Genomic DNA, 18,601 nt, shown 5'->3' with positions numbered 1-18,601 from the left:
TACCGAACTGAGGTGCGGCAGAGGCTGTGTCAGCGCACCGCTCAACCTCCCTTGACGGCGCCCGCCGTCAGTCCCGCGACGATCTGCCGTTGTGCCGTGACTGTTAGCAGCAGCACCGGTAGCGTCACGATCAGCGCCGCCGCCGCGAGCGGTCCCCAGCTCAACTGATCGAATGAAATCATATTATATACGGCCACCGGTAACGTGCGCGTCTCGCGCCCCGCCAGCACGATCCCGAACACGAAATTATTCCACGAGAAGATCACCGCGAGGATGAAGGCGACGGCCAGCCCGGGCTTCGCCACCGGCAATGCCACGTGGCGGAAAACCTGCCAGCGCGTGGCGCCGTCGATGCGCGCGGCCTCCTCGAGCTCGATCGGCGTGGTCTCGAAATAGCCGATCATGATCCAGATCACGATCGGCACGGTGACCACGAGATGGATGATGATCTGCGGCCACAAGGTGCCGAGCAGGCCGAGCCACTGAAACAAGAGAAACAGCGGAATGAGATAGGACAGGCCGGGCGTGATGCGCGCGATCAGGATCACGATCGCGGATTTATGCGCGGCCATCCGCGCGATGCCGTAGCCGGCGGGCACGCCGACCAGCATCGCGAGCGCGGTCGCGCCGCCGGTCACCAGCAGGCTGTTCTTGAAGTAGGTGAAGAAGCGGTTCGACGACAGCACGTCGGTGTAGTTCTTCCAGGCAAAATGCTCCGGCCAGAACACCGGCGGATAGGCGGCGTTGTCGACCTCGAACTTCACCGACAGCGAGATCATCCAGAGGAAGAACAGGATCGCCGGCGAGACGATCAGGAAGACTCCGAAGGCGAGGCCGAGCCGGCCGAGCAGGGTGTTCACGCTCATGTCTCGTTCCCCAGCGCATTCCACTGCGCGCGCCGGCGCAGCAGGAGCAGCAGCGCGGTCAGCGCGATGATCAGCGCGAAGAACACCACCGCGATCGCCGAGGCATAGCCAAGGTCGTAATAGACGAAGGCGACGCTGTAGAGATAGAGGTTGATCGTCTCGGACGCCGAGCCGGGCCCACCTTGCGTGATCGCGAAGATGATGTCGAAGCTCTTGATGGCGTCGATCGCGCGGATCATCGCGGCGATGAACAGAAACGGCATGATCAGGGGCAGGGTGATGTAGCGGAACATCTGCCAGGTCGAGGCGCCGTCGATCTGCGCGCTCTCATAGGGCTCGGTCGGCAGCGAGGCGATGCCGCCGAGCACGATCAGCATGACCAGCGGGGTCCACTGCCAGGTTTCGACCAGCACCAGCGACGGGATCACCGTGCCCGGATGAAACACCCAGAGCTGCGGCGGCAGGCCGACGAGGGAAAGCAGGTAGTTCAGGATGCCGAGCTGCGGGTGGAACATCATCGTCCACACCAGCGCGATCGCCACCGGCGTCGCCATCATCGGCATGATGAACAGCGCCCGCAGCAGCCCGCGTCCCGGAAAGCGGGCGTGGAAGATCACCGCCGCGAAGGTGCCGAGTACCAGCGGCAGCAGCACGGACAGCGCCGTGTAGGACAGCGTGTGCCCGACCGATTCGACGAAGCGCGGATCAGCCGGCAGCCGCAGATAGTTCGACAGTCCGACGAAGGTCGTGGGCGAACCGACCTTCCATTCCTGAAAGCTCATCCAGATCGTGAACAGCCAGGGAAAGATGATCACCGCCAGCACGGTGATCAGCGCCGGCACCACGAACGGCCAGTAGGACGGTGGCCGCAATGCGCGTTCCGGCGCAGCAGCTTCCGCTGCCGCGCCAGCCTGTTCGACGATCGTGCTCACGCTTTTTCGCTGCGCTCCAGGATCGGGCGGAACTGCTCGTGCGCCTTCTTCAGCTCGGTCGCGGGATCGGCGCCCGATAGCGTGGCGGTCAGCGCCGCGCCGACGAGATCGCGGAATTCAGCCACCGGAATGATCACGGGCAGGCCGAGCTTGGAGATCTTGCCGGAGTCGATCGCCGACTGCAGCCACTCCTTCGGCATCTTCACGCCGCTCTGGATGCCGGGATCGTTGAGCACGGAGTTGCGGAACGGCACGCCGCCGCCGGCCTGCACCAGGCGCGCGCCCTGCGCCTTCGAGACCATCCATTGGCACAGCAGCCAGGCGGCCTCCTTGTTCTTGCACGCCGCGGGAATGCCGACGCCGTCGCCATAGGTCGCCGAGAACTGCCCCTTCGGCCCGGCGGGCACCACGGTGTAGCCGACTTTGCCGACGACGCGCGAGGCATTGGGATCCTCCAGCGGCGGCGCCCAGCCGACGCCGTCGATCCACATCGCCGAGCGGCCTTGCGTCAACGAGGCCATCGACTCCATCCAGTTGAAGCCGGCGACGCCGGGGGGCGCGCAGGTCGTCAGCAGCTTCTGATACAGCTTGGTCGCCTCGACCGCCTCGGGGCCGTCGGTCTGGATGTTGCCCTTGGCGTCGAGGAACTCGCCGCCGTAATTGAGGAAGAAGTTCGTCCACAACGTCATGTTGGCGTTGCGCAGGCCGCGGCCGACGAAGCCGAAGGTGCCGTCCTTGGGATCGGTCAGCTTCTGCGCGGCCGTGACCATTTCGTCGAGCGTCTTCGGCACCTCGACGCCCTTCTTCGCGAACAGCTCCTTGTTGTAGTAGAGGATGAAGTAGTCCACCGACCATGGCAGCGAGAACATGCGGCCCTTGTCGTTGCTGGCGTAAGTGAGGCCCGCGGCGGAGAAATCGGTGGGGACGAGGTCTGGCGCGGTGAGGTTCGGGTCCTTCATCATGTCGGTGACGTCGGTGAGCCAGCCGGCCTTCTCGAACTGCCGCTTCTGCACGTGATAGCTCAGGTGCACGACGTCGAAGCTCGGCTTGCCCGACGACAGCTCGATCACCACCTTCTGGCGCTGCTGCTGCTCGGGGATCTGCTCGGATTCGACCTCGATGCCGGTCAGCGCGGTGAATTCCTTGATGTTCTTCTGCAGATTGTCGCCGCGCGGCCCCTTGGCCAGGATCACCTCCAGCTTGGTGCCGGCATACTTCTTCCACTGCGGCTCCGACCAGGCCGGCTGGCCGGTGAGCGCCAGCGCGCCTGCTGCTGCCGTGCCCGCAAGCATGTTGCGGCGCGTGATCGCGGTCATTGGTATCCTCCCCGAAGACTTTTTGTTTGGTCGGGAAGTGTAGCGCGATTGAGCGGCGCTGCAACAGCGTGTTGCCCGCTCGGCCGGGATAGCGACATCAAAGCGTGGTGCGATGCGGCAGGCGCGTCAGGCGCTTGCCTCCGCGTTGAAATCAGCGCGCTCCAGCAGCCATGACAGCGCGAACCCCGCCACCAGGCCCCAGAACGCAGCGCCGATGTTGAGCAGCGGCACATCGGCGACGGTGACGAGAAAGGCGATGAGAGCACCGAGCGAGAACCGTGTCTTGAACGCGGTCACGAACGCCGTCTGCAGCACGCGCAGCATGGCAAGCCCGGCGAGCGTGGTGATCAGCGCCTTCGGCGCGATCAGCAGCAGCGCGGTGAAGGTCGGCGCCAGCAGCCCGAAGCCGAGCGCGAGCACGCCCACCGCGATCGCCGCGGTGTAGTGGCCCGTGCGCTCGCCGCCGGAGACGACGATCGCATTGGTCGGTCCTGTCAGGCAGGTCGAGACGCCGCCGACGATCGCAGCCAAGGCCGAGCCGAGACCGCAGGCGACGGTGACGAGATTGACCGGCGGGGTGTGCCCGGCGGCGGCGAGCACGGCAAAACCCTGGCTGTTCTGCACCACCAGCACGGTGACCGCGAGCGGCACCACCAGCTCGATCATCGCCGCCAGCGACCAGGACGGTGTCGGGATCACCGGCGTGATCAGCGCAAGCTGCAACGACGCGCCGTGATCGAAATTACCGAACACGATGGCGGCCAGCGTGCCGACCACCAGCGCGCCGATGATCGGCGGGCAGCGCCGGCCGAGCGCGGGCAGGGCGGTCAGCACGAGCCAGATCGCGACCATCGGGCCCGCGATGCTGAATTCGCCGAGCACGGCGCGCACGAGATCGAGCCCGAAGCGCAGGAACACGCCCGCGACCATGCCCATCACGATCGGCATCGGCACCAGCAGCATCGCCCGCTTCACCCAGCCGGAGAGGCCGAGGACCAGCATCAGCAGCGCCGTGCCGTAGAACGCGCCGACGACCTGCGCGAAGCTGAGATGCGTCAGCGCCTGTCCGACCAGCACGGTGCCGGGAATGGTCCAGAACAGCACCAGCGGCTCGCGATAGCGCCATGACAACAGGATCGTGATCAGCCCGTTGATGAAGAACACGCCGAAGATCCACGACGCGAGCTCGCCTTGTGACAGCCCGTCCTTGGCGCCGACCGACAGGATGATCGCGACGGGCCCGGTGATCGCGAACAGCCAGCCGATGAAGCCATGCGAGGCATGGAGCGGTCCGAAATCACGGGCGATCTGACGGAGGCCTGGCGGCGGCCCTGCGGGCCGTTCGATGGCGCTGAACATGAGGGGCAGGGCTCGATGCGTGTTCTTGTTGTTGTCCTTGGGGTCGTCGGAGATGTTTTGACTGAATGGGGCGAACCGTGCAAGGCGCGGGGAATGGCGACTGCCGGTCAGCCGGGCGGTGGCTCGTTCGGCCCCCCTCTTTCCACACGTCATTCCGGGGCATTCGCGTTCGCGAAATGGCGAAGCCCTTGCGTGAACGCGAATGAGCCCGGAATCCATAACCACAGGCAGTCGTTTGTGACGTGAAAGGAGCCCCGAGCGAACATTTCGATTCACGGCAGGTGATCGTGGGTATGGATTCCGGGCTCGCGCTCACGCGACTTCGTCGCTCCGCGCGCCCCGGAATGACGACGGAGTGAGAGTCTCTGCTTCCGACGATGTAGGCCGGGAATGCGTAGGGCGGATTAGGCGCAGCCGTAATCCGCCGCCAGGCCGCGCGCTCGGCCGGGGCTAGCTTGTTGGGTCGCCTCCTTTCGGATAGCCTCGCCACAATCAATCACAACTGGCGTTGGTCCATGCCCAACTACCGGCGCGCATTCGTTCCAGGCGGTTGTTGGTTCTTCACCGTCAACCTCCTCGATCGGCATCGAGATCTGCTGATCGAGCACATCGATCTCCTGCGGTCGGCAGTGGCTGCAACCCGAGTGCGCTTTCCCTTCGAGATCGATGCCTTTGTCGTCATGCCGGAGCACCTCCACGCGGTCTGGACCTTGCCGCCCGGCGATGCCGATTTCTCAACCCGATGGCGGCTCATCAAGAGTCGTTTCGCCCGCGAGCTGTCACCGACCGAGCAGCTGAGCGCGGTTCGGATCGCGAACCGTGAGCGAGGTATTTGGCAGCGCCGATTCTGGGAGCATCTGATCCGCGACGAAGATGACCATGCTCGGCACGTCGAGTATTGTTACATCAATACAGTCAAGCACCGTCTGGTCAGCCGTGTGGTCGATTGGCCCCATTCGTCATTTCACCGCGACGTGCGTGCTGGCCTGTTTCCAAGCGACTGGGCGGGGGATGTCAATTCAAGCGGTGAGTTTGGGGAACGATGATCATTACGACGCACCTTGAATTTGGCGGGCGACGGCGGATTACGCTGCGCTAATCCGCCCTACGGTCCCGCGCGCGCGGCGGAGTGTAGGGCGGATTAGGCGCAGCCGTAATCCGCCGCCATCTGCCCAAGGAGTAGCTCAGTCGGTTACTTCCAGGGAATATCTGACTTCGGATAAAGATAAATTACTTGACGACTTCGCCAAATCAGCAGTATGGTGCCGCTCGTTCCGTTGCGTCGGAGGGGACGTATCGCGGTCGTCACGGACGTCGGCAGCGGAATGCGGTGGGTGTGTCGGGTCGCAGCGTGGCTGATGTCGCGCCGACGAACGATCCGGCACGCACGGTCAAGTCGCACGGTCCTGGCACCCCGATGCTGGTGTCACGCTTGTGCCGGCGCTCACGCGCCGCGCAGGCAACGGTGGCCAGAAAGCCCGGCGCACCGGGGAGACTGCGAAGCAGCCGTTAAAGCCATCGCGCAGGGAGGGCCGGGTGTATCAGGCCAGACCTGTGGTACCTGCCGCCTGCATTTTTTCCGCAGGCGGGCCACGGGCGCGGCCAGCGCCCGGCCTTCCCTGCGCCCTCTTTTGGATGAGGGCGATTGCGAGATCAAAGCTCGGACGCAACATGCGCCGCGAGATCGCGAAGGTGTACCTGCGATGCTGTCGATAGTTGCTGTCGTGGAAGAACTCACAGGCGAGGCGTCATTGCGAGGAGCGCAGCGACGAAGCAATCCAGAGTCGTGGGCGGGACTCTGGATTGCTTCGCTTCGCTCGCAATGACGGAGTGCAAGCGAACTGATTGCGACAAACTCTGCCGTCATCGCCCGGCTTGACCGGGCGATCCAGTACTCCGAGACGCTTGTGATTGAACCGATGCGCCGCAGCGTACTGGATTCCCCGCTTTCGCGGGGAATGACAATGGGGACCAAAGCGAGGCTTCCGATGCGGGACGATCAGCTTGGTGCAAGAGCCTTCGAGAGTCGCAGCCGCGATGCCTCGGCCAGCCCCTTGCAGCCGGCAATCTCAGTCGAACAGGCTCGACACCGACTCTTCCGCCGCCGTGCGGCCGATGGCTTCCGCGATCAGCGGGGCGATCGGCAGCGCGCGGATGTTGGGCGCGTTGCGGACGGCTTCGGTCGGCAGGATGGAGTCGGTGATGACGAGCTCCTTCAGCCGCGACGAGCTGATGCGGGTCGCCGCACCGCCGGAGAGCACGCCGTGGGTGATGTAGGCGTAGACGTCCTTGGCGCCGTATTTCAGCAGCGCATCGGCGGCGTTCACCAGCGTGCCGCCGGAATCGACGATGTCGTCGATCAGGATGCAGGTGTGCCCCGAGACGTCGCCGATCACGTTCATGACCTCGGACTCGCCGGGACGCTCGCGGCGCTTGTCGACGATGGCGAGCGGCGCGTTGATGCGCTTGGCGAGGCCGCGGGCGCGCGCCACGCCGCCGACGTCGGGCGACACCACCATGACGTTGGAGAGGTCGAACCGCTCCTTGATGTCGCGCACCATCAGCGGCGCGGCGAACAGATTGTCGGTCGGGATGTCGAAGAAGCCCTGGATCTGGCCGGCATGCAGGTCGAGCGTCATGACGCGGTCAACGCCAGCATGGGTGATCAGATTGGCGACCAGCTTGGCGGAGATCGGCGTGCGCGAGCCGGACTTGCGATCCTGCCGCGCGTAGCCGAAATACGGAACCACGGCGGTGATGCGGCGCGCGGAGGCGCGGCGCAGCGCATCGGTGATGATCAGCAGTTCCATCAGCAGGTCGTTCGCCGGATAGGACGTCGACTGGATGATGAAGACGTCGGAGCCGCGGACGTTCTCCTGGATCTCGACGAAGATCTCCATGTCGGCGAAGCGCCGGACCACCGCCTTCGTCAGCTGCAGACCGAGCTCGGTCGCGATGGCGGCGGCGAGAGGCGGATTGGAGTTGCCGGCGACGAGTTTGATGGAGCCGTTCTTGGCCGACATCGCGATTTCTCCCCGCGGCTCGCTGGAGACCTTGTTCAGCATATCGGGCTATCCGTGGAACCGGCAGTTTTGCACGGGCGAGGTGATATCAAGGACATAGCGCCGCTGGCAACCCGCCGCGGGTGTTTTCCCGGTCAAAAAACGGCGCAAAATGCGCCGCTTTGCCTAATGGTCGGTGTAGCCGAGGGCGGCGACGCTGGTGCCGTCGGAGGCGGGCGAGGCCGGCTCGACCGCTGCAATCGCAGGACCTCGGGGCGCAGGCGCTGCCGGCGGCGTGGTGGCGGCAGGTGCGCTGCCATTGAGCATGTTGGCGAGGCCGCTGAAGCCGGCCTGCGCGATCTTCCGCAGCACCATGTCATCGACCGCTGCCCACGGATCGCGGCCGCCGCGGCCGATCGGCTCTTCGCCGGAGAGGCGCAGCGCGCGCTGCTGATTGCGATCGTAGACGTCGAACACCCAGGCGATCACGCTCTTGCCGCTCACGACCTGCGCCGAAAGATAGGTGCGGACACGATAGGCGGACGGCGCCTCGCGCGACACGATGGCCAGGCTGCGCAGCTTGGACTCGCTGTCGAGCACGTTCACCATGCGGTCGAAGATCTGCGGTGGCGGGCCGTCGATCTGTTCGAACGCGATCGTCGCGCCATCAGCGGCGGGCGCCATCGCATAGGCATTGGCAGGACCCCCACTGCCGCTGCTCGCGCAGCCGCCCAGCGTGGCCGCGGACAGGATCAGCACGGCGGCAACGCAGGCGTGCTGCGTCGCGCGGCTGATCAGTCGAAGTGGTGTCGGCGCTCCCGTCATCATCGGGAGCGATATCGTTAAAATCGATTAACGTCTAGGTCGCCGCTGCCACAGATTGGGACAGAACGCACTCAGTTGTAGAGAAAGGGTTAAGCAATCCGGATGCGGCCACAATGGCGCCCAGCTTCAGCCTTCGAGCATGATCGCGTGCACGTGCCGGCCGTAGTCCGGTTCTTTACGGTGCACCGAGCGGCGGTAACTGAAGAAGCGCTCATCGGCATAGGTGTCGACACCAAGATCGTCGATCAGCAGCACGCCGGCCGTTTCCAGTCGCATCCGGATGAAGCCGCCGAGGTCGAACATCGCGTGGCCCTCGCGCTCGGCGGGCAGGAAGAAGCGCGCATGCTCGGCATCGTCATCGACGAAACGGGTCACGAATTCGGGTCCCACTTCGTAGCTCGGCTGCCGGATCAGCGGACCGATCGCCGCGATGATCTGCCCGCGTTCGGCACCGAGCTGCTCCATCGCCTGCAGCGTGGCTTCGAGCACGCCGGTCAGCGCGCCTTTCCAGCCCGCATGCGCCGCGCCGATGACGCGCCTTTCGGGATCGACGAACAGGATCGGACCGCAGTCGGCGGTGGTGACGCCGATCGCCAGATTCGGTGTGACGGTCACGAGCGCGTCGGCCTTCGGCCTGACGGCGCCGTCCCACGGCCCGGTGGCGACCACGACGCCGGGCGAATGAATCTGGTGCAGGCTGAGGAAGTGTTCGGGCGCGACGCCGAGATGCGCGGCCATGCGGCGGCGGTTTTCCCGGACATCGTCCGGTACGTCATTCGATCCGAGGCCACCATTCAGCCCGGCATAGATGCCGCCGGAGACGCCGCCCTCGCGGGTGAAGAAGGCGTGGCGCAGGCCCGGAATCGCGGACATCACATCCGATGACACCAGCATCACGCGCCTCCTGTCTTGTCGTTGGTGTGTTCGTCGCTGATCCCGGCCAGCACCGGGATCGAGCGATCGGACACGCCGAGCACCTTGAACAGCGATCCCATGCCGCCGCGGCCGCCGCCGATCAGCCGCTTGAGACCGCCGGCGATATCTTCGGAGACCTCGGGCGACGCCTTCTGCATCAGGGTCAGCGCCCGCGTCTCGATGCCGAGCCGCTGCAGGAACTCGCCTTGCGTGATCGGCCCATGCACGCGCGCGCCGACCGCTTCCGCAGTGCGCGACAGCGCGTCGAAATCGACATGCGCGGTGATGTCGGCGAGCCCGGGCGTCTTGAGGGGATCGGCGAAGCTGTGCCGTGCGATGGCCTGGAACGTATCGCCGACGTCGCTGCGGACGTGGCCGTAGTCGATGATCACGGCAGCGCCCCGCTGCTCGCGGAGGCGGCGCGCGATCGCCATCATCTGGGTATCCGGCCGCCATTCGAAGATCGCGCCGGCCGGCGCGGCGCGCACCAGCGGCGACAGCAGCAGCTCGAAGCCCGGCGTTGGATCTGCGGCGGTGCCGTAGACGAAGTTCTCTTCCTCATCGAGCTCGACCACGCGCTCGTGCCAGCCGGTCTCGCGCCGGACCATCTGGTGCACCGGCAGCACGTCGAAATACTCGTTGGCGAAGATGACGCTCGGGCCGTCCGGCACCTCGTCGAAGCTCTCGTGCCAGTTGACGTTGCGCAGTCCCGTCAAGGTCGCCTTCTGCTTCTCGCGCAGGACCGGGTTGATCTCCACCAGATGCACCGAGATGGTCTGGTACAGCGGCGGCAGCACGCGCAACGCCCGCAGCGCGTCCGACATCATGGTGCCGCGACCGGGCCCGAGCTCGATCAACCGAAATTCTTGCGGCGATCCGGCCGCCTTCCAGATCGAGGCCGCCCACAGCCCGAGCAGTTCGCCGAACATCTGGCTGACCTCGGGCGCCGTGGTGAAGTCGCCTTCGCGTCCGAGCGGGTCACGCGAGATGTAGTAGCCGTGCTCCGGATGCATCAGGCACAGCTCCATGTAGCGCCAGACCGGCATCGGACCCGATGCCTTGATCAGCCGCTTGATCTCGGTGTGGAGCGGAGAGGTTTCGATCACGGATTGGCCTGCAGCGACGGAGTGGTTTGATGACCGCTGGGCTTGCGCAGCGCCCGCGCAACGAGGATCGCGCCGACGATCAGCATCGGCACCGACAGGATCATGCCCATCGTGAGGTGGCTCCAGAAGAAGCCGAGCTGCTCGTCCGGCTCGCGAAAGAATTCGCTGACGATGCGCGCGACGCCGTAGAGGCCGATGAAGCTGCCGAGGATCAGCCCCGGCCGCTTCAGCGCGCCGAAGCGGATCATGATCGCCAGCACGATGAACAGCACGATGCCCTCGAGGCCGGCTTCGTAGAGCTGGCTCGGATGACGCGGCAGATGGGTCGGATCGCGCGGGAAGATCATCGCCCATGGCACGCTGGAATCGGCCGGGCGGCCCCACAATTCGCCGTTGATGAAATTGGCGATGCGGCCGAGCAGCAGGCCGATCGGCGCGACCGCGGTGGTGATGTCGCCGAGAGAGAGAATCGGCAGGCCGTTGCGGCGAGCGAACCACATCACCGCGATCACGCAGCCCATGAAGCCGCCATGGAAGGACATGCCGCCGTTCCACAGCTGGAAGATCTCTAGCGGGTGCTTGATGAAATGCGGCAGGTTGTAGAACAGCACATAGCCGGTGCGGCCGCCGAGAATGATGCCGATCGTGACCCACAGGATGAAGTCGTCGAGCTGGATCAGCGACACCGGTGCCGGGCCGCCCCACAGCCGCTCCTTCTTGAGCAGCGACCGTCCGTAGAGCCAGCCGATCACGATGCCGGAGATATAGGCCAGTGCGTACCAGCGGATCGCCAGGGGGCCGATCGCGATCGCCACGGGATCGAACACGGGGAAGTCGATGAGGAGAGGCGTCATTCCGTGACTTTGTTCGAGGACTTCGTGGACTGGCGTCCCGCTTCAGCACGCACGCGGAGGGAGCAAGCGTCCGACAGGTCCCGCCCGATGACAGACGGTCCTGGCGCGACATGATCGCGGTTCGCTTATGCCGCAGGGCGTGCCGGCCTCACAAGTACGATGACAAGGAAACCGAGGCATGACAAGACGAGCGCATCTTGAAGCCGGCGGGCCGGATCGCCATTGTGTGATCGCGCGCGTCGCGCCAGCGGAGCTTGAGCATGACCCAGACCAACAACCGGTTTTTCGACGAGATCGGCCGCCTGATGAACGACGCCGCCGGCGCGGCCCAGGGCATGAAGCGCGAGGTCGATGCCGTCATCCGCAACCAGGCGGAAAAGATCCTGAACGACCTGGATCTCGTGAAACGCGAGGAGTTCGAGGCGGTCAAGGACATGGCCCGGCTCGCCCGCGAGGAGAACGAGGCGCTCAAGGCGCGGATCGCGGCCCTGGAGGCCAAGCTGGGCGGCGCGTCCGGCGGTCAGCCGGGGACCGGCAGCGCCGACGGCTGACGCCGCGGCGGCTGCGCGGGGACGGGACGGCGGACGGAGCCCCCTTCATTTCCTTGTCATTTCCCGGGTTTGCGGCTAGAAGGCCGCCACGTCCGCGGCCCCCGCACCCCTGGAGGCTTGCCGAAGGACGTCCAGCAACGGGCCGCATTGCGGCCTTTAACTTTTTAAAACAAGGACTTAACACGATGGCGACCGTCAGAGAACTGAAGGCGACCGCCCGTCCGTCAGTCGGCAAGGGGGCCGCACGGGCAGAGCGTCGCGCCGGGAGAGTGCCCGGAGTGATTTATGGAGACAACCAGCCCCCGCTGCCTATCTCGGTGGAAGACCGCGAGCTGCGCCAGCGCATCCTCGCCGGCCGGTTTCTGACCACGATCTTCGACATCAGCCTCGACGGCAAGAAGCACCGGGTGATCCCGCGCGACTTCCATCTCGATCCGGTCAAGGACTTCCCGATCCACGTCGACTTCATGCGGCTCGGCCAGGGCGCGACCATTCGCGTTAGCGTGCCGCTGCACGTGGTGGGCTCGGAAGGCTCGCCGGGCGTGAAGCGTGGCGGCACGGTCAACATCGTGACCCACACGCTCGAGCTCGAGTGCCTCGCGGAGAACATTCCGCAATTCATCGAGGCCGATGTCAGCGCGCTGGAAATCAACCACTCGCTGCACGTCTCCGACGTCAAGCTGCCGACCGGCGTGAAGACGCTGTCGCGTAGCGAGGACGCGACCCTCGTCACCATCGTGCCGCCGTCGGGCTATGGCGAAGAGCAGAAGGCCGCCGCTGGCGCTGCCGCGGCTCCCGCTGCCGCCGCTCCGGCTGCCGGTGGCAAGGCGCCTGCCGCCGCTGCGAAGGCTCCTGCTGCCGCGGCCAAGGCCCCCGAGAAGAAGAAGTAAGCCGATCCGCTGTCGGGGCGCGCGGGCTTACCTCGCGCGCCCCGGAGCGACGGCAGGTCCCGGTGCCGCGCCATGCTGCTGTTCGTCGGTCTCGGCAATCCCGGCGCGAAATATGCGCGCAACCGGCACAATATCGGCTTCATGGCCGTGGACGAGATTTCCCGGCGCCACCGCTTTTCGCCCTGGCGCCGCCGGTTTCAGGGCGAGACCTCGGAAGGCACGCTCGACAGCGAGCGCGTCATTCTTCTGAAGCCGACGACCTATATGAACGAGTCCGGCCGCGCGGTGCAGGAAGCGGCCAGCTTCTTCAAGCTCGGCGTCGGCGACGTCACGGTGTTTCAGGACGAGTTGGAGTTGGCACCGGGCAAGCTGCGCGTGAAGGTCGGCGGCGGCATTGCCGGACATAACGGTTTGCGCTCGATCTCGGCGCATCTCGGCAACGACTACCGCCGCGTCCGCCTCGGCATTGGCCACCCCGGCGTCAAGGAGCTGGTACACGGCCACGTGCTGTCGGACTTCGCCAAGAGCGAGATGCCCTGGGTCGAGGCGCTGTGCGAGGCGGTAGCCGACAATGCTGAACTGTTGACGGGCAAGCGCGACTCCACCTTCGCCAACAAGGTGCATCTGGTGCTGCAGGCCAAAGGTTTTCTGGACAAGGGCGACGCCGGCGCCGCGTGACGCGCGCGGTGGCTGCCACAAGAGGATGCGAGACGGATCATGGGATTCAAATGCGGGATCGTCGGTCTGCCCAACGTCGGCAAGTCGACGCTGTTCAATGCGCTGACGGAGACGGCGGCGGCGCAAGCGGCGAACTATCCGTTCTGCACGATCGAGCCGAATGTCGGCGAGGTGGCCGTGCCGGATCCGCGGCTTGAGAAGCTCGCCGCGATTGCCAAGTCGGGTCAGATCATTCCGACGCGGCTGACCTTCGTCGACATCGCCGGCCTCGTGCGCGGCGCTTCCAAGGGCGAAGGCCTCGGTAACCAGTTTCTCGCCAACATCCGCGAGGTCGACGCGATCGCACATGTCGTGCGCTGCTTCGAGGATTCCGACATCACCCATGTCGAGGGCAAGATCGCCCCGCTCGCCGACATCGAGACTATCGAGACCGAGCTGATGCTCGCCGACCTCGACAGCCTCGAGAAGCGCGTCGACAACCTCGCCAAGAAGGCCAAGGGCGGCGACAAGGACGCCAAGGAGCAGCACGATCTCGTGACCCGCGCACTGGTGCTGCTGCGCGACGGCAAGCCGGCGCGGCTGCTGGAGCGCAAGCCGGAGGAGGAGCGCGCCTTCGGCATGCTCGGCCTGTTGAGCTCGAAGCCGGTGCTCTACGTCTGCAACGTCGAGGAAGGCTCGGCCAAGGACGGCAACAGCTTCTCGCAGGCGGTGTTCGCCCGCGCCAAGGAAGAGGGCGCGATCGCCGTCGTGATCTCGGCCAAGATCGAGTCGGAGATCGCGACCCTGTCGCGCGAGGAGCGCGTGGACTTTCTGGAGACGCTCGGGCTCGAAGAGGCCGGTCTCGACCGTCTGATCCGCGCCGGCTACCAGCTGCTCGACCTGATCACCTACTTCACCGTCGGCCCGAAGGAAGCGCGCGCCTGGACCATCCACCGCGGCACCAAGGCGCCGGCGGCGGCCGGAGTGATTCATACCGATTTCGAGAAGGGCTTCATCCGCGCCGAGACGATCGCCTATGCCGACTACGTCGCGCTCGGTGGCGAAGCGGGGGCGCGCGAGGGCGGCAAGCTGCGGCTCGAAGGCAAGGAGTATGTCGTCGCCGACGGCGACGTGATGCACTTCCGCTTCAACAATTAAGGGGCTTGGGGGCGGCTACATCCGCCCCTGCTCACGGATCGCGCCGAGGTGCTCGTTGATGCGGAAGACGATCAGCACGAACTCGGCGATGATGCGCGAGAACACCATGCCGACGATGATGCCGGCGAGCGAGGACAACAGCATCAGGAAACCGCCGAACGGGCTGATCGCCATCTCGGAGAGGCCCGTGAAGACGCCGCGAATTCCGGAGAGGATGATCAGCACGATCACCAGCCAGTAGAACGTCTTGATGATGGTGGGCGTGATGAAGCGGTCCCACTGGAACAAGTCGCGAAATTCCAACATCCTGATCCCCCAGCACCTTCCGAATCGCAACGCGCGTCTGTCTTTAAGTCCTGCTCGAATCCGGCGCCAGACGACATCAGCGGCGGCCGAACTCAGCCCGGTATCAGGCGCCTTCTGGCGCTCTCTTACGACCGGACCGGGCGTCAGCCATGCGAGCGGCCCGGTTGTGATTGCTGCAAAGTGCGGCCACAATCGGGCTTCTTTCAGCCATTCCCGCCCCCATGACCCTCACCTTCGAAGATTTTCCGCAAGGCCATTTCGGCAGCTTCGGCCCGCGACACGTCACGCGTGACGAGATCATCGCGTTCGCCTCCGAGTTCGATCCGCAGCCGATGCATCTCGATGAAGAGGCCGCCAAGCAGTCGATGCTCAACGGCCTTTCCGGCTCGGGATGGCATCTCTGCTCGCTGATGATGCGCATGATGTTCGACGGCTTCATCGGCCGCACCGCCTCGCTCGGCTCGCCCGGCGTCAACGAGGTCCGGTGGATGTCGCCGCTACGGCCGGACGACGAGTTGATGCTCGATGTCGAGGTCGTGGAAGCGCGGTTGTCGCGCAGCCGTCCGTCGACGGGCATCGTCACCTTCAAATGCAGCGTGCGTAACGAGACCGGTGAGCGGCTCTGCGAGATGGTCTCGCCGATCATCGTCGAGCGCCGAGCGGCCGGCGCGGAGGTGGGCTGATGCGCTTCTTCGAGGATCTTGAAGTCGGCCAGCGTCGCGAACTCGGCTCCTACACGTTCACGGCCGAAGACATCATCCGTTTCGCGCGGCAATTCGATCCGCAGCGCTTCCACCTCGACGAGGAGGAAGGGCGCAGCTCGTTGTTCGGCGGGCTGGCGGCGTCGGGATGGCACATCGGCTCGGTCTGCATGAAGCTGATCGTCGCCGACAATCAGCGGCTCGCCGAACTCGCGCGCTCGCGCGGCGAGCCGGTGTCGGTCGGTGGACCGTCGCCCGGATTTCGCGAACTGCGCTGGCTCAAGCCGGTGCTCGCGGGCGATACGATCACCTTCTCCAGCGAGATTGATTCGCTGCGCGCCTCGGCCTCGCGCCCGCAATGGGGCATCCTGCAAGCGCGCAATACCGGCATCAATCAGCGCGGTGAGCTGGTGTTTTCGGTACTCGCATCGGCATTTGTCCCGCGACGGAACAACCGTTGAGGCGAAAAGGTCACGCTCGATAGGATTGTCGGGGCGGAACGAACTTCGCGCTAACGCATTCTGAACCCGGACTCTATAAGACAGCCAATCAGGGATCAGGATGTGGGGGATGAGTATGGCAGATCGCAGCGGTCTGAAACTCCTCGGCTTTATCTTTGCCAGCGTGACGCTCGCGGTGATGCTCGCGACGGGAATGGTCGTGAAGGGCTATGCCGATGGCTCTTACTCGCTGGAGACGTCGGCCTCGATCGAAGAGTGACGTCCTTAAGTAGTTGTTAACTACGACGAAGACGACAACCGTCTTCATGCCGGCGGTCTAGCGGCTCCAGATGAGCACCAGCACCGCCATTGCAATCACCAGCAGACCGACGAACCGAACCATGATGATCCCGATCCGCTGAGGCTGTGGCCGCAGCGGAATGGGATCGGTGTTATCAGGTCGGATCGTTTCCATGAAAATGACAGCCCTGCATCGCCTGGTCCGCCCCGGGGAGGGCAGGGGTTGGTCGTGGGGCGGGCAGGCCACGTTCAAAGAACGGCCGCTCAAAGCTGAAAACCGCCGCGCGATGGCTCGCACGGCGGTTCTCGTTCAACTTCGATGCGCTGCCGCTCAGCTGCTGCGCAGCCCGTCGGCGGCGCGCTTCCACTGGGTGACGTTCTCGGCGATCGCCCGAGTCGACTTCATCGCCGCCTGGCTGAGCTGGGCGTAGCTCGCGATCTCGCGCTGGACGCGCTGACCCTCGGCATGCAGCAGCTCACGCAGGCTCTCGAGCTCCCCGATCAGGTTCTCGATCTCCGACAGCGAGGTGCCTGCGACGCGCTGGATCAGCGAGGTGACGCTGTTCACCGCGGCATCGGCGTCGATCGCGGGCTCGGCAGCCGCGGCGGCGGCATTGGGGCGGCGCAGATAGGCGATATCGTTACGAACGAAATCACGAATGCCGGCTTCGACTTCGGACACCGCCGCCAGATCCGTATCGAGCTCGGTTTCGGTTCCATCGATCTTGTCCGGACGACTGACATTCATCGGCTATTTCCTCAATTCGCGTTCAAGCGAGCGCGGTGTCCCCGCACGACGAAATTCTCAAAGCCTATCAGTGCGGCCAAATTGGGCCACACCGCGGCGAAGCTGCGGCGATCGTTCGACCATTCGTGGCGGGCTGCCGCAATCGTAAACGCTACCAGCTCCGCTTGAAACCCGCCGAAATGCTCTTGCTGGTGCCGCCCTGCGGCGTTTCGCCGATCGCGCCGGAGACAGTCAGGCCATCGGTGAGCTTCTGCTCGGCGCCGACCTTGCGCAGCCATTTGTCGTCATTCGACGACAGGGTCTGGCCCGCCGTGACGCTGGTGCCGGTCTCGCCGATCGACAGCTTGGCCGACTGCTCGGTGTCGAAGCTGCGGCTGGTCTTGGTCGCCGCGCCCGGCAGCGCCACCACGCCCTGCTGAGTGACGTTGTAACCGTTCTGCAGGGTCAGATTATAGTGATCGATCGGCACCGCCTTGGTGATGGTGGTGCCGAGCCGGCCCTGGTCCGAGCCGGGATCGACCCGCGCTTCGATCGAGGTCTTGTCCCAGATCGAGCCCGCGCCCGGCGCGGTGACCGCGGCCCAGGCCGAGCCGCCGGATTGCGGCGTGCTGCCGCCGTTCTCGGCCTTCTCCGCCAGCAATTCCGACATCGTGGTCGGCTGCCGCGCGACCGTCATGTCGGCGCCGACGCGCGCGTCCCAGAACGGCGACACCGACTGTTTGACCGAAACGCCCGAGGCGAGATTGCCCTTGTTCTGGTTGGACCAATCGAGCGCCGCAGCCTTCTCCGCTGCCTTGCGCTTCGCGGCAGCGGCGGCTTCCGGGCGGTCGAGGAACGTGGTCTCGTCGATCGCCAGCTGACTCCAGTCGAGCTTGTCGACGTCGATGTCCTTCATCGGATCGGCTACCGCGACCTGCTCGTCAGGCTTGTCCTCGTCCTCCGCCGGCGCGATCTGCTGCCAGGGCACGATCTGCAGCGGCTGCGGCGCCTGCATCAGCGACTGCGCCTCCGCGGCCGACGCAAGTAGCCCGAAGCCGGCCGTGAAAACCGCCAGCGCGCAACCGTAAGATGTCATGAGAGCAACCCCCGCCGCCCGAACCTGTGTGCCGGAATATGGTGGAATCTTGGCGCAAAATTATGGCTGCGCCAGTCACGATGTGTTGGGTTGTCGGTGAGTGTGACTGCAATCCAACAGCCGTCGCGCGGGGTCAGGCGAAGCTGCCGATCCGCGGCAGATCGATCGGACGACCGAGCGTCTGCTCGACCAGATCGAAGGTGTCGATCAGGATGCGGGCCCGCGACAGCCTGCCCTCGCGGAATTGCAGGAATTGCGCCAGCCGCGCCGTGATCGGCTTGTCGGAATCCTGCGTCGTCATCGCGCAGCGGACCATCGTCGCCGCGCCGCTGTCGTCCAGCATCAGGGTCTCGCGATCGAGCCTTCGAATGCTGACATTGGCGGCGATCTGCCTGACGGCCTCGATCACGGCCTCCTTGCCGCGCCGCGCGCCGAGGAACGGAAACATGTCGATCGGTCCATAGATGGCCCAGTCGATGTCGTCGTCGAGCGCTTCGGCAAAATCGTCGAAACGGCGTTCGTTGATCGCGGCGTGCAAAGCGCGCGACAGACGCCAGAGGCTGTGCTCCGTCATCGGCTTCAGATCCTGAACTGGCTTGC

Annotated in this window: 22 protein-coding genes; 8 read left to right on the top strand and 14 right to left on the bottom strand. The window is 65.2% G+C overall.

The features are described from left to right. Window positions 1-41: 41 nt before the first annotated feature. The 4 genes from ACQR0Z_RS34025 to ACQR0Z_RS34010 form a co-directional block, all read right to left on the bottom strand. Window positions 42-866 (bottom strand): carbohydrate ABC transporter permease, encoded by an 825-nt coding sequence (locus ACQR0Z_RS34025; protein ID WP_006609281.1) that lies wholly within the window; start codon window positions 864-866, stop codon window positions 42-44. Further along, a complete protein-coding gene (locus ACQR0Z_RS34020; RefSeq protein WP_434921541.1) occupies window positions 863-1,798 on the bottom strand; it encodes a carbohydrate ABC transporter permease in 936 nt (311 codons plus the stop codon). The genes ACQR0Z_RS34025 and ACQR0Z_RS34020 overlap by 4 nt, the downstream gene beginning before the upstream one ends. Further along, window positions 1,795-3,114 (bottom strand): ABC transporter substrate-binding protein, encoded by a 1,320-nt coding sequence (locus ACQR0Z_RS34015; RefSeq protein ID WP_434921540.1) that lies wholly within the window; start codon window positions 3,112-3,114, stop codon window positions 1,795-1,797. Before ACQR0Z_RS34015 ends, ACQR0Z_RS34020 begins: the two co-directional genes overlap by 4 nt. A 126-nt stretch (window positions 3,115-3,240) precedes the next feature. Beyond that, window positions 3,241-4,473: a benzoate/H(+) symporter BenE family transporter gene (locus tag ACQR0Z_RS34010; RefSeq protein WP_434878851.1), complete on the bottom strand. Its 1,233-nt coding sequence runs from the start codon at window positions 4,471-4,473 to the stop codon at window positions 3,241-3,243. 515 nt (window positions 4,474-4,988) lie between these two features. On the opposite strand from ACQR0Z_RS34010, the gene ACQR0Z_RS34005 reads away from it, so the two are divergent. Next, window positions 4,989-5,519 carry an REP-associated tyrosine transposase gene (locus ACQR0Z_RS34005; protein ID WP_434878852.1) on the top strand — a complete coding sequence of 177 codons (531 nt, stop codon included), beginning with the start codon at window positions 4,989-4,991 and terminating at the stop codon, window positions 5,517-5,519. Between the two features lie 1,023 nt (window positions 5,520-6,542). On the opposite strand, the gene ACQR0Z_RS34000 is transcribed toward ACQR0Z_RS34005, so the two are convergent. From ACQR0Z_RS34000 to lgt, 5 genes are all read right to left on the bottom strand, one after another. Then, a complete protein-coding gene (locus ACQR0Z_RS34000) occupies window positions 6,543-7,496 on the bottom strand; it encodes a ribose-phosphate pyrophosphokinase (protein ID WP_434860590.1) in 954 nt (317 codons plus the stop codon). A gap of 165 nt (window positions 7,497-7,661) precedes the next feature. Continuing rightward, window positions 7,662-8,303, bottom strand: coding sequence for a hypothetical protein (locus ACQR0Z_RS33995; protein ID WP_434878853.1), 642 nt, complete (start codon window positions 8,301-8,303; stop codon window positions 7,662-7,664). Between the two features lie 123 nt (window positions 8,304-8,426). Further along, complete coding sequence (gene pgeF / locus ACQR0Z_RS33990) at window positions 8,427-9,173, bottom strand: peptidoglycan editing factor PgeF (RefSeq protein ID WP_434921577.1); 747 nt, start codon at window positions 9,171-9,173, stop codon at window positions 8,427-8,429. A gap of 20 nt (window positions 9,174-9,193) precedes the next feature. After that, window positions 9,194-10,321 carry a class I SAM-dependent methyltransferase gene (locus ACQR0Z_RS33985; RefSeq protein WP_434878854.1) on the bottom strand — a complete coding sequence of 376 codons (1,128 nt, stop codon included), beginning with the start codon at window positions 10,319-10,321 and terminating at the stop codon, window positions 9,194-9,196. Further along, window positions 10,318-11,175: a prolipoprotein diacylglyceryl transferase gene (gene lgt, locus ACQR0Z_RS33980; protein WP_434921539.1), complete on the bottom strand. Its 858-nt coding sequence runs from the start codon at window positions 11,173-11,175 to the stop codon at window positions 10,318-10,320. The genes ACQR0Z_RS33985 and lgt overlap by 4 nt, the downstream gene beginning before the upstream one ends. Before the next feature lie 260 nt (window positions 11,176-11,435). Here lgt and ACQR0Z_RS33975 point away from each other — a divergent pair, with 260 nt between their 5' ends. The 4 genes from ACQR0Z_RS33975 (at window position 11,436) to ychF (ending at window position 14,431) form a co-directional block, all read left to right on the top strand. Next, window positions 11,436-11,726 carry an accessory factor UbiK family protein gene (locus ACQR0Z_RS33975; RefSeq protein WP_434860525.1) on the top strand — a complete coding sequence of 97 codons (291 nt, stop codon included), beginning with the start codon at window positions 11,436-11,438 and terminating at the stop codon, window positions 11,724-11,726. Between the two features lie 185 nt (window positions 11,727-11,911). Further along, on the top strand, window positions 11,912-12,616 hold the full coding sequence (locus ACQR0Z_RS33970) for a 50S ribosomal protein L25/general stress protein Ctc (RefSeq protein ID WP_172112399.1): 705 nt from the start codon (window positions 11,912-11,914) through the stop codon (window positions 12,614-12,616). A 72-nt stretch (window positions 12,617-12,688) separates the two neighbouring features. Next, complete coding sequence (gene pth / locus ACQR0Z_RS33965; protein WP_434921538.1) at window positions 12,689-13,294, top strand: aminoacyl-tRNA hydrolase; 606 nt, start codon at window positions 12,689-12,691, stop codon at window positions 13,292-13,294. Window positions 13,295-13,333: 39 nt separating this feature from the next. Further along, complete coding sequence (gene ychF, locus ACQR0Z_RS33960; RefSeq protein ID WP_009029536.1) at window positions 13,334-14,431, top strand: redox-regulated ATPase YchF; 1,098 nt, start codon at window positions 13,334-13,336, stop codon at window positions 14,429-14,431. A 15-nt stretch (window positions 14,432-14,446) separates the two neighbouring features. Here the strand turns inward: ychF and ACQR0Z_RS33955 are convergent, their stop codons facing one another. Continuing rightward, window positions 14,447-14,737, bottom strand: coding sequence for a DUF4282 domain-containing protein (locus tag ACQR0Z_RS33955; protein ID WP_035644382.1), 291 nt, complete (start codon window positions 14,735-14,737; stop codon window positions 14,447-14,449). Window positions 14,738-14,958: 221 nt separating this feature from the next. On the opposite strand from ACQR0Z_RS33955, the gene ACQR0Z_RS33950 reads away from it, so the two are divergent. From ACQR0Z_RS33950 to ACQR0Z_RS33940, 3 genes are all read left to right on the top strand, one after another. Continuing rightward, window positions 14,959-15,420 (top strand): MaoC family dehydratase, encoded by a 462-nt coding sequence (locus tag ACQR0Z_RS33950; RefSeq protein WP_434921537.1) that lies wholly within the window; start codon window positions 14,959-14,961, stop codon window positions 15,418-15,420. Beyond that, a complete protein-coding gene (locus tag ACQR0Z_RS33945; protein ID WP_434921536.1) occupies window positions 15,420-15,899 on the top strand; it encodes a MaoC family dehydratase in 480 nt (159 codons plus the stop codon). Before ACQR0Z_RS33950 ends, ACQR0Z_RS33945 begins: the two co-directional genes overlap by 1 nt. 109 nt (window positions 15,900-16,008) lie before the next feature. After that, window positions 16,009-16,158 carry a hypothetical protein gene (locus tag ACQR0Z_RS33940; protein WP_434860593.1) on the top strand — a complete coding sequence of 50 codons (150 nt, stop codon included), beginning with the start codon at window positions 16,009-16,011 and terminating at the stop codon, window positions 16,156-16,158. 57 nt (window positions 16,159-16,215) lie between these two features. Here the strand turns inward: ACQR0Z_RS33940 and ACQR0Z_RS33935 are convergent, their stop codons facing one another. The 4 genes from ACQR0Z_RS33935 to ACQR0Z_RS33920 form a co-directional block, all read right to left on the bottom strand. Beyond that, complete coding sequence (locus ACQR0Z_RS33935) at window positions 16,216-16,353, bottom strand: hypothetical protein (RefSeq protein ID WP_434921535.1); 138 nt, start codon at window positions 16,351-16,353, stop codon at window positions 16,216-16,218. Between the two features lie 156 nt (window positions 16,354-16,509). Next, complete coding sequence (locus ACQR0Z_RS33930; protein WP_434860522.1) at window positions 16,510-16,926, bottom strand: hypothetical protein; 417 nt, start codon at window positions 16,924-16,926, stop codon at window positions 16,510-16,512. Between the two features lie 151 nt (window positions 16,927-17,077). Next, complete coding sequence (locus ACQR0Z_RS33925; RefSeq protein ID WP_434921534.1) at window positions 17,078-18,001, bottom strand: hypothetical protein; 924 nt, start codon at window positions 17,999-18,001, stop codon at window positions 17,078-17,080. A gap of 133 nt (window positions 18,002-18,134) precedes the next feature. Further along, window positions 18,135-18,575 carry a nuclear transport factor 2 family protein gene (locus tag ACQR0Z_RS33920; protein WP_434860520.1) on the bottom strand — a complete coding sequence of 147 codons (441 nt, stop codon included), beginning with the start codon at window positions 18,573-18,575 and terminating at the stop codon, window positions 18,135-18,137. Window positions 18,576-18,601 lie beyond the last annotated feature (26 nt).

It is taken from the genome of Bradyrhizobium sp. HKCCYLS3077 (genome assembly GCF_051167555.1).
Taxonomy (GTDB): Bacteria; Pseudomonadota; Alphaproteobacteria; order Rhizobiales; family Xanthobacteraceae; genus Bradyrhizobium.
The sequence above is the reverse complement of the archived record's forward strand: the minus strand, read 5'-3'. Positions and strand labels throughout refer to the sequence as shown.

Excerpts from the sequence above, each read along its gene's own strand:
- ACQR0Z_RS33955 (WP_035644382.1), bottom strand. The coding sequence starts at position 14,737 with ATGTTGGAATTTCGCGACTTGTTCCAGTGGGACCGCTTCATCACGCCC.
- ACQR0Z_RS33920 (WP_434860520.1), bottom strand. The coding sequence starts at position 18,575 with ATGACGGAGCACAGCCTCTGGCGTCTGTCGCGCGCTTTGCACGCCGCG.
- ACQR0Z_RS33935 (WP_434921535.1), bottom strand. The coding sequence starts at position 16,353 with ATGGAAACGATCCGACCTGATAACACCGATCCCATTCCGCTGCGGCCA.
- pgeF (WP_434921577.1), bottom strand. The coding sequence starts at position 9,173 with ATGTCCGCGATTCCGGGCCTGCGCCACGCCTTCTTCACCCGCGAGGGC.
- ACQR0Z_RS33940 (WP_434860593.1), top strand. The coding sequence starts at position 16,009 with ATGAGTATGGCAGATCGCAGCGGTCTGAAACTCCTCGGCTTTATCTTT.
- lgt (WP_434921539.1), bottom strand. The coding sequence starts at position 11,175 with ATGACGCCTCTCCTCATCGACTTCCCCGTGTTCGATCCCGTGGCGATC.
- ACQR0Z_RS33925 (WP_434921534.1), bottom strand. The coding sequence starts at position 18,001 with ATGACATCTTACGGTTGCGCGCTGGCGGTTTTCACGGCCGGCTTCGGG.
- ACQR0Z_RS34025 (WP_006609281.1), bottom strand. The coding sequence starts at position 866 with ATGAGCGTGAACACCCTGCTCGGCCGGCTCGGCCTCGCCTTCGGAGTC.
- ACQR0Z_RS33995 (WP_434878853.1), bottom strand. The coding sequence starts at position 8,303 with ATGATGACGGGAGCGCCGACACCACTTCGACTGATCAGCCGCGCGACG.
- ACQR0Z_RS34015 (WP_434921540.1), bottom strand. The coding sequence starts at position 3,114 with ATGACCGCGATCACGCGCCGCAACATGCTTGCGGGCACGGCAGCAGCA.
- ACQR0Z_RS34005 (WP_434878852.1), top strand. The coding sequence starts at position 4,989 with ATGCCCAACTACCGGCGCGCATTCGTTCCAGGCGGTTGTTGGTTCTTC.
- ychF (WP_009029536.1), top strand. The coding sequence starts at position 13,334 with ATGGGATTCAAATGCGGGATCGTCGGTCTGCCCAACGTCGGCAAGTCG.
- ACQR0Z_RS33950 (WP_434921537.1), top strand. The coding sequence starts at position 14,959 with ATGACCCTCACCTTCGAAGATTTTCCGCAAGGCCATTTCGGCAGCTTC.
- ACQR0Z_RS33945 (WP_434921536.1), top strand. The coding sequence starts at position 15,420 with ATGCGCTTCTTCGAGGATCTTGAAGTCGGCCAGCGTCGCGAACTCGGC.
- ACQR0Z_RS33930 (WP_434860522.1), bottom strand. The coding sequence starts at position 16,926 with ATGAATGTCAGTCGTCCGGACAAGATCGATGGAACCGAAACCGAGCTC.
- ACQR0Z_RS34000 (WP_434860590.1), bottom strand. The coding sequence starts at position 7,496 with ATGTCGGCCAAGAACGGCTCCATCAAACTCGTCGCCGGCAACTCCAAT.
- ACQR0Z_RS33975 (WP_434860525.1), top strand. The coding sequence starts at position 11,436 with ATGACCCAGACCAACAACCGGTTTTTCGACGAGATCGGCCGCCTGATG.
- ACQR0Z_RS33970 (WP_172112399.1), top strand. The coding sequence starts at position 11,912 with ATGGCGACCGTCAGAGAACTGAAGGCGACCGCCCGTCCGTCAGTCGGC.
- pth (WP_434921538.1), top strand. The coding sequence starts at position 12,689 with ATGCTGCTGTTCGTCGGTCTCGGCAATCCCGGCGCGAAATATGCGCGC.
- ACQR0Z_RS34010 (WP_434878851.1), bottom strand. The coding sequence starts at position 4,473 with ATGTTCAGCGCCATCGAACGGCCCGCAGGGCCGCCGCCAGGCCTCCGT.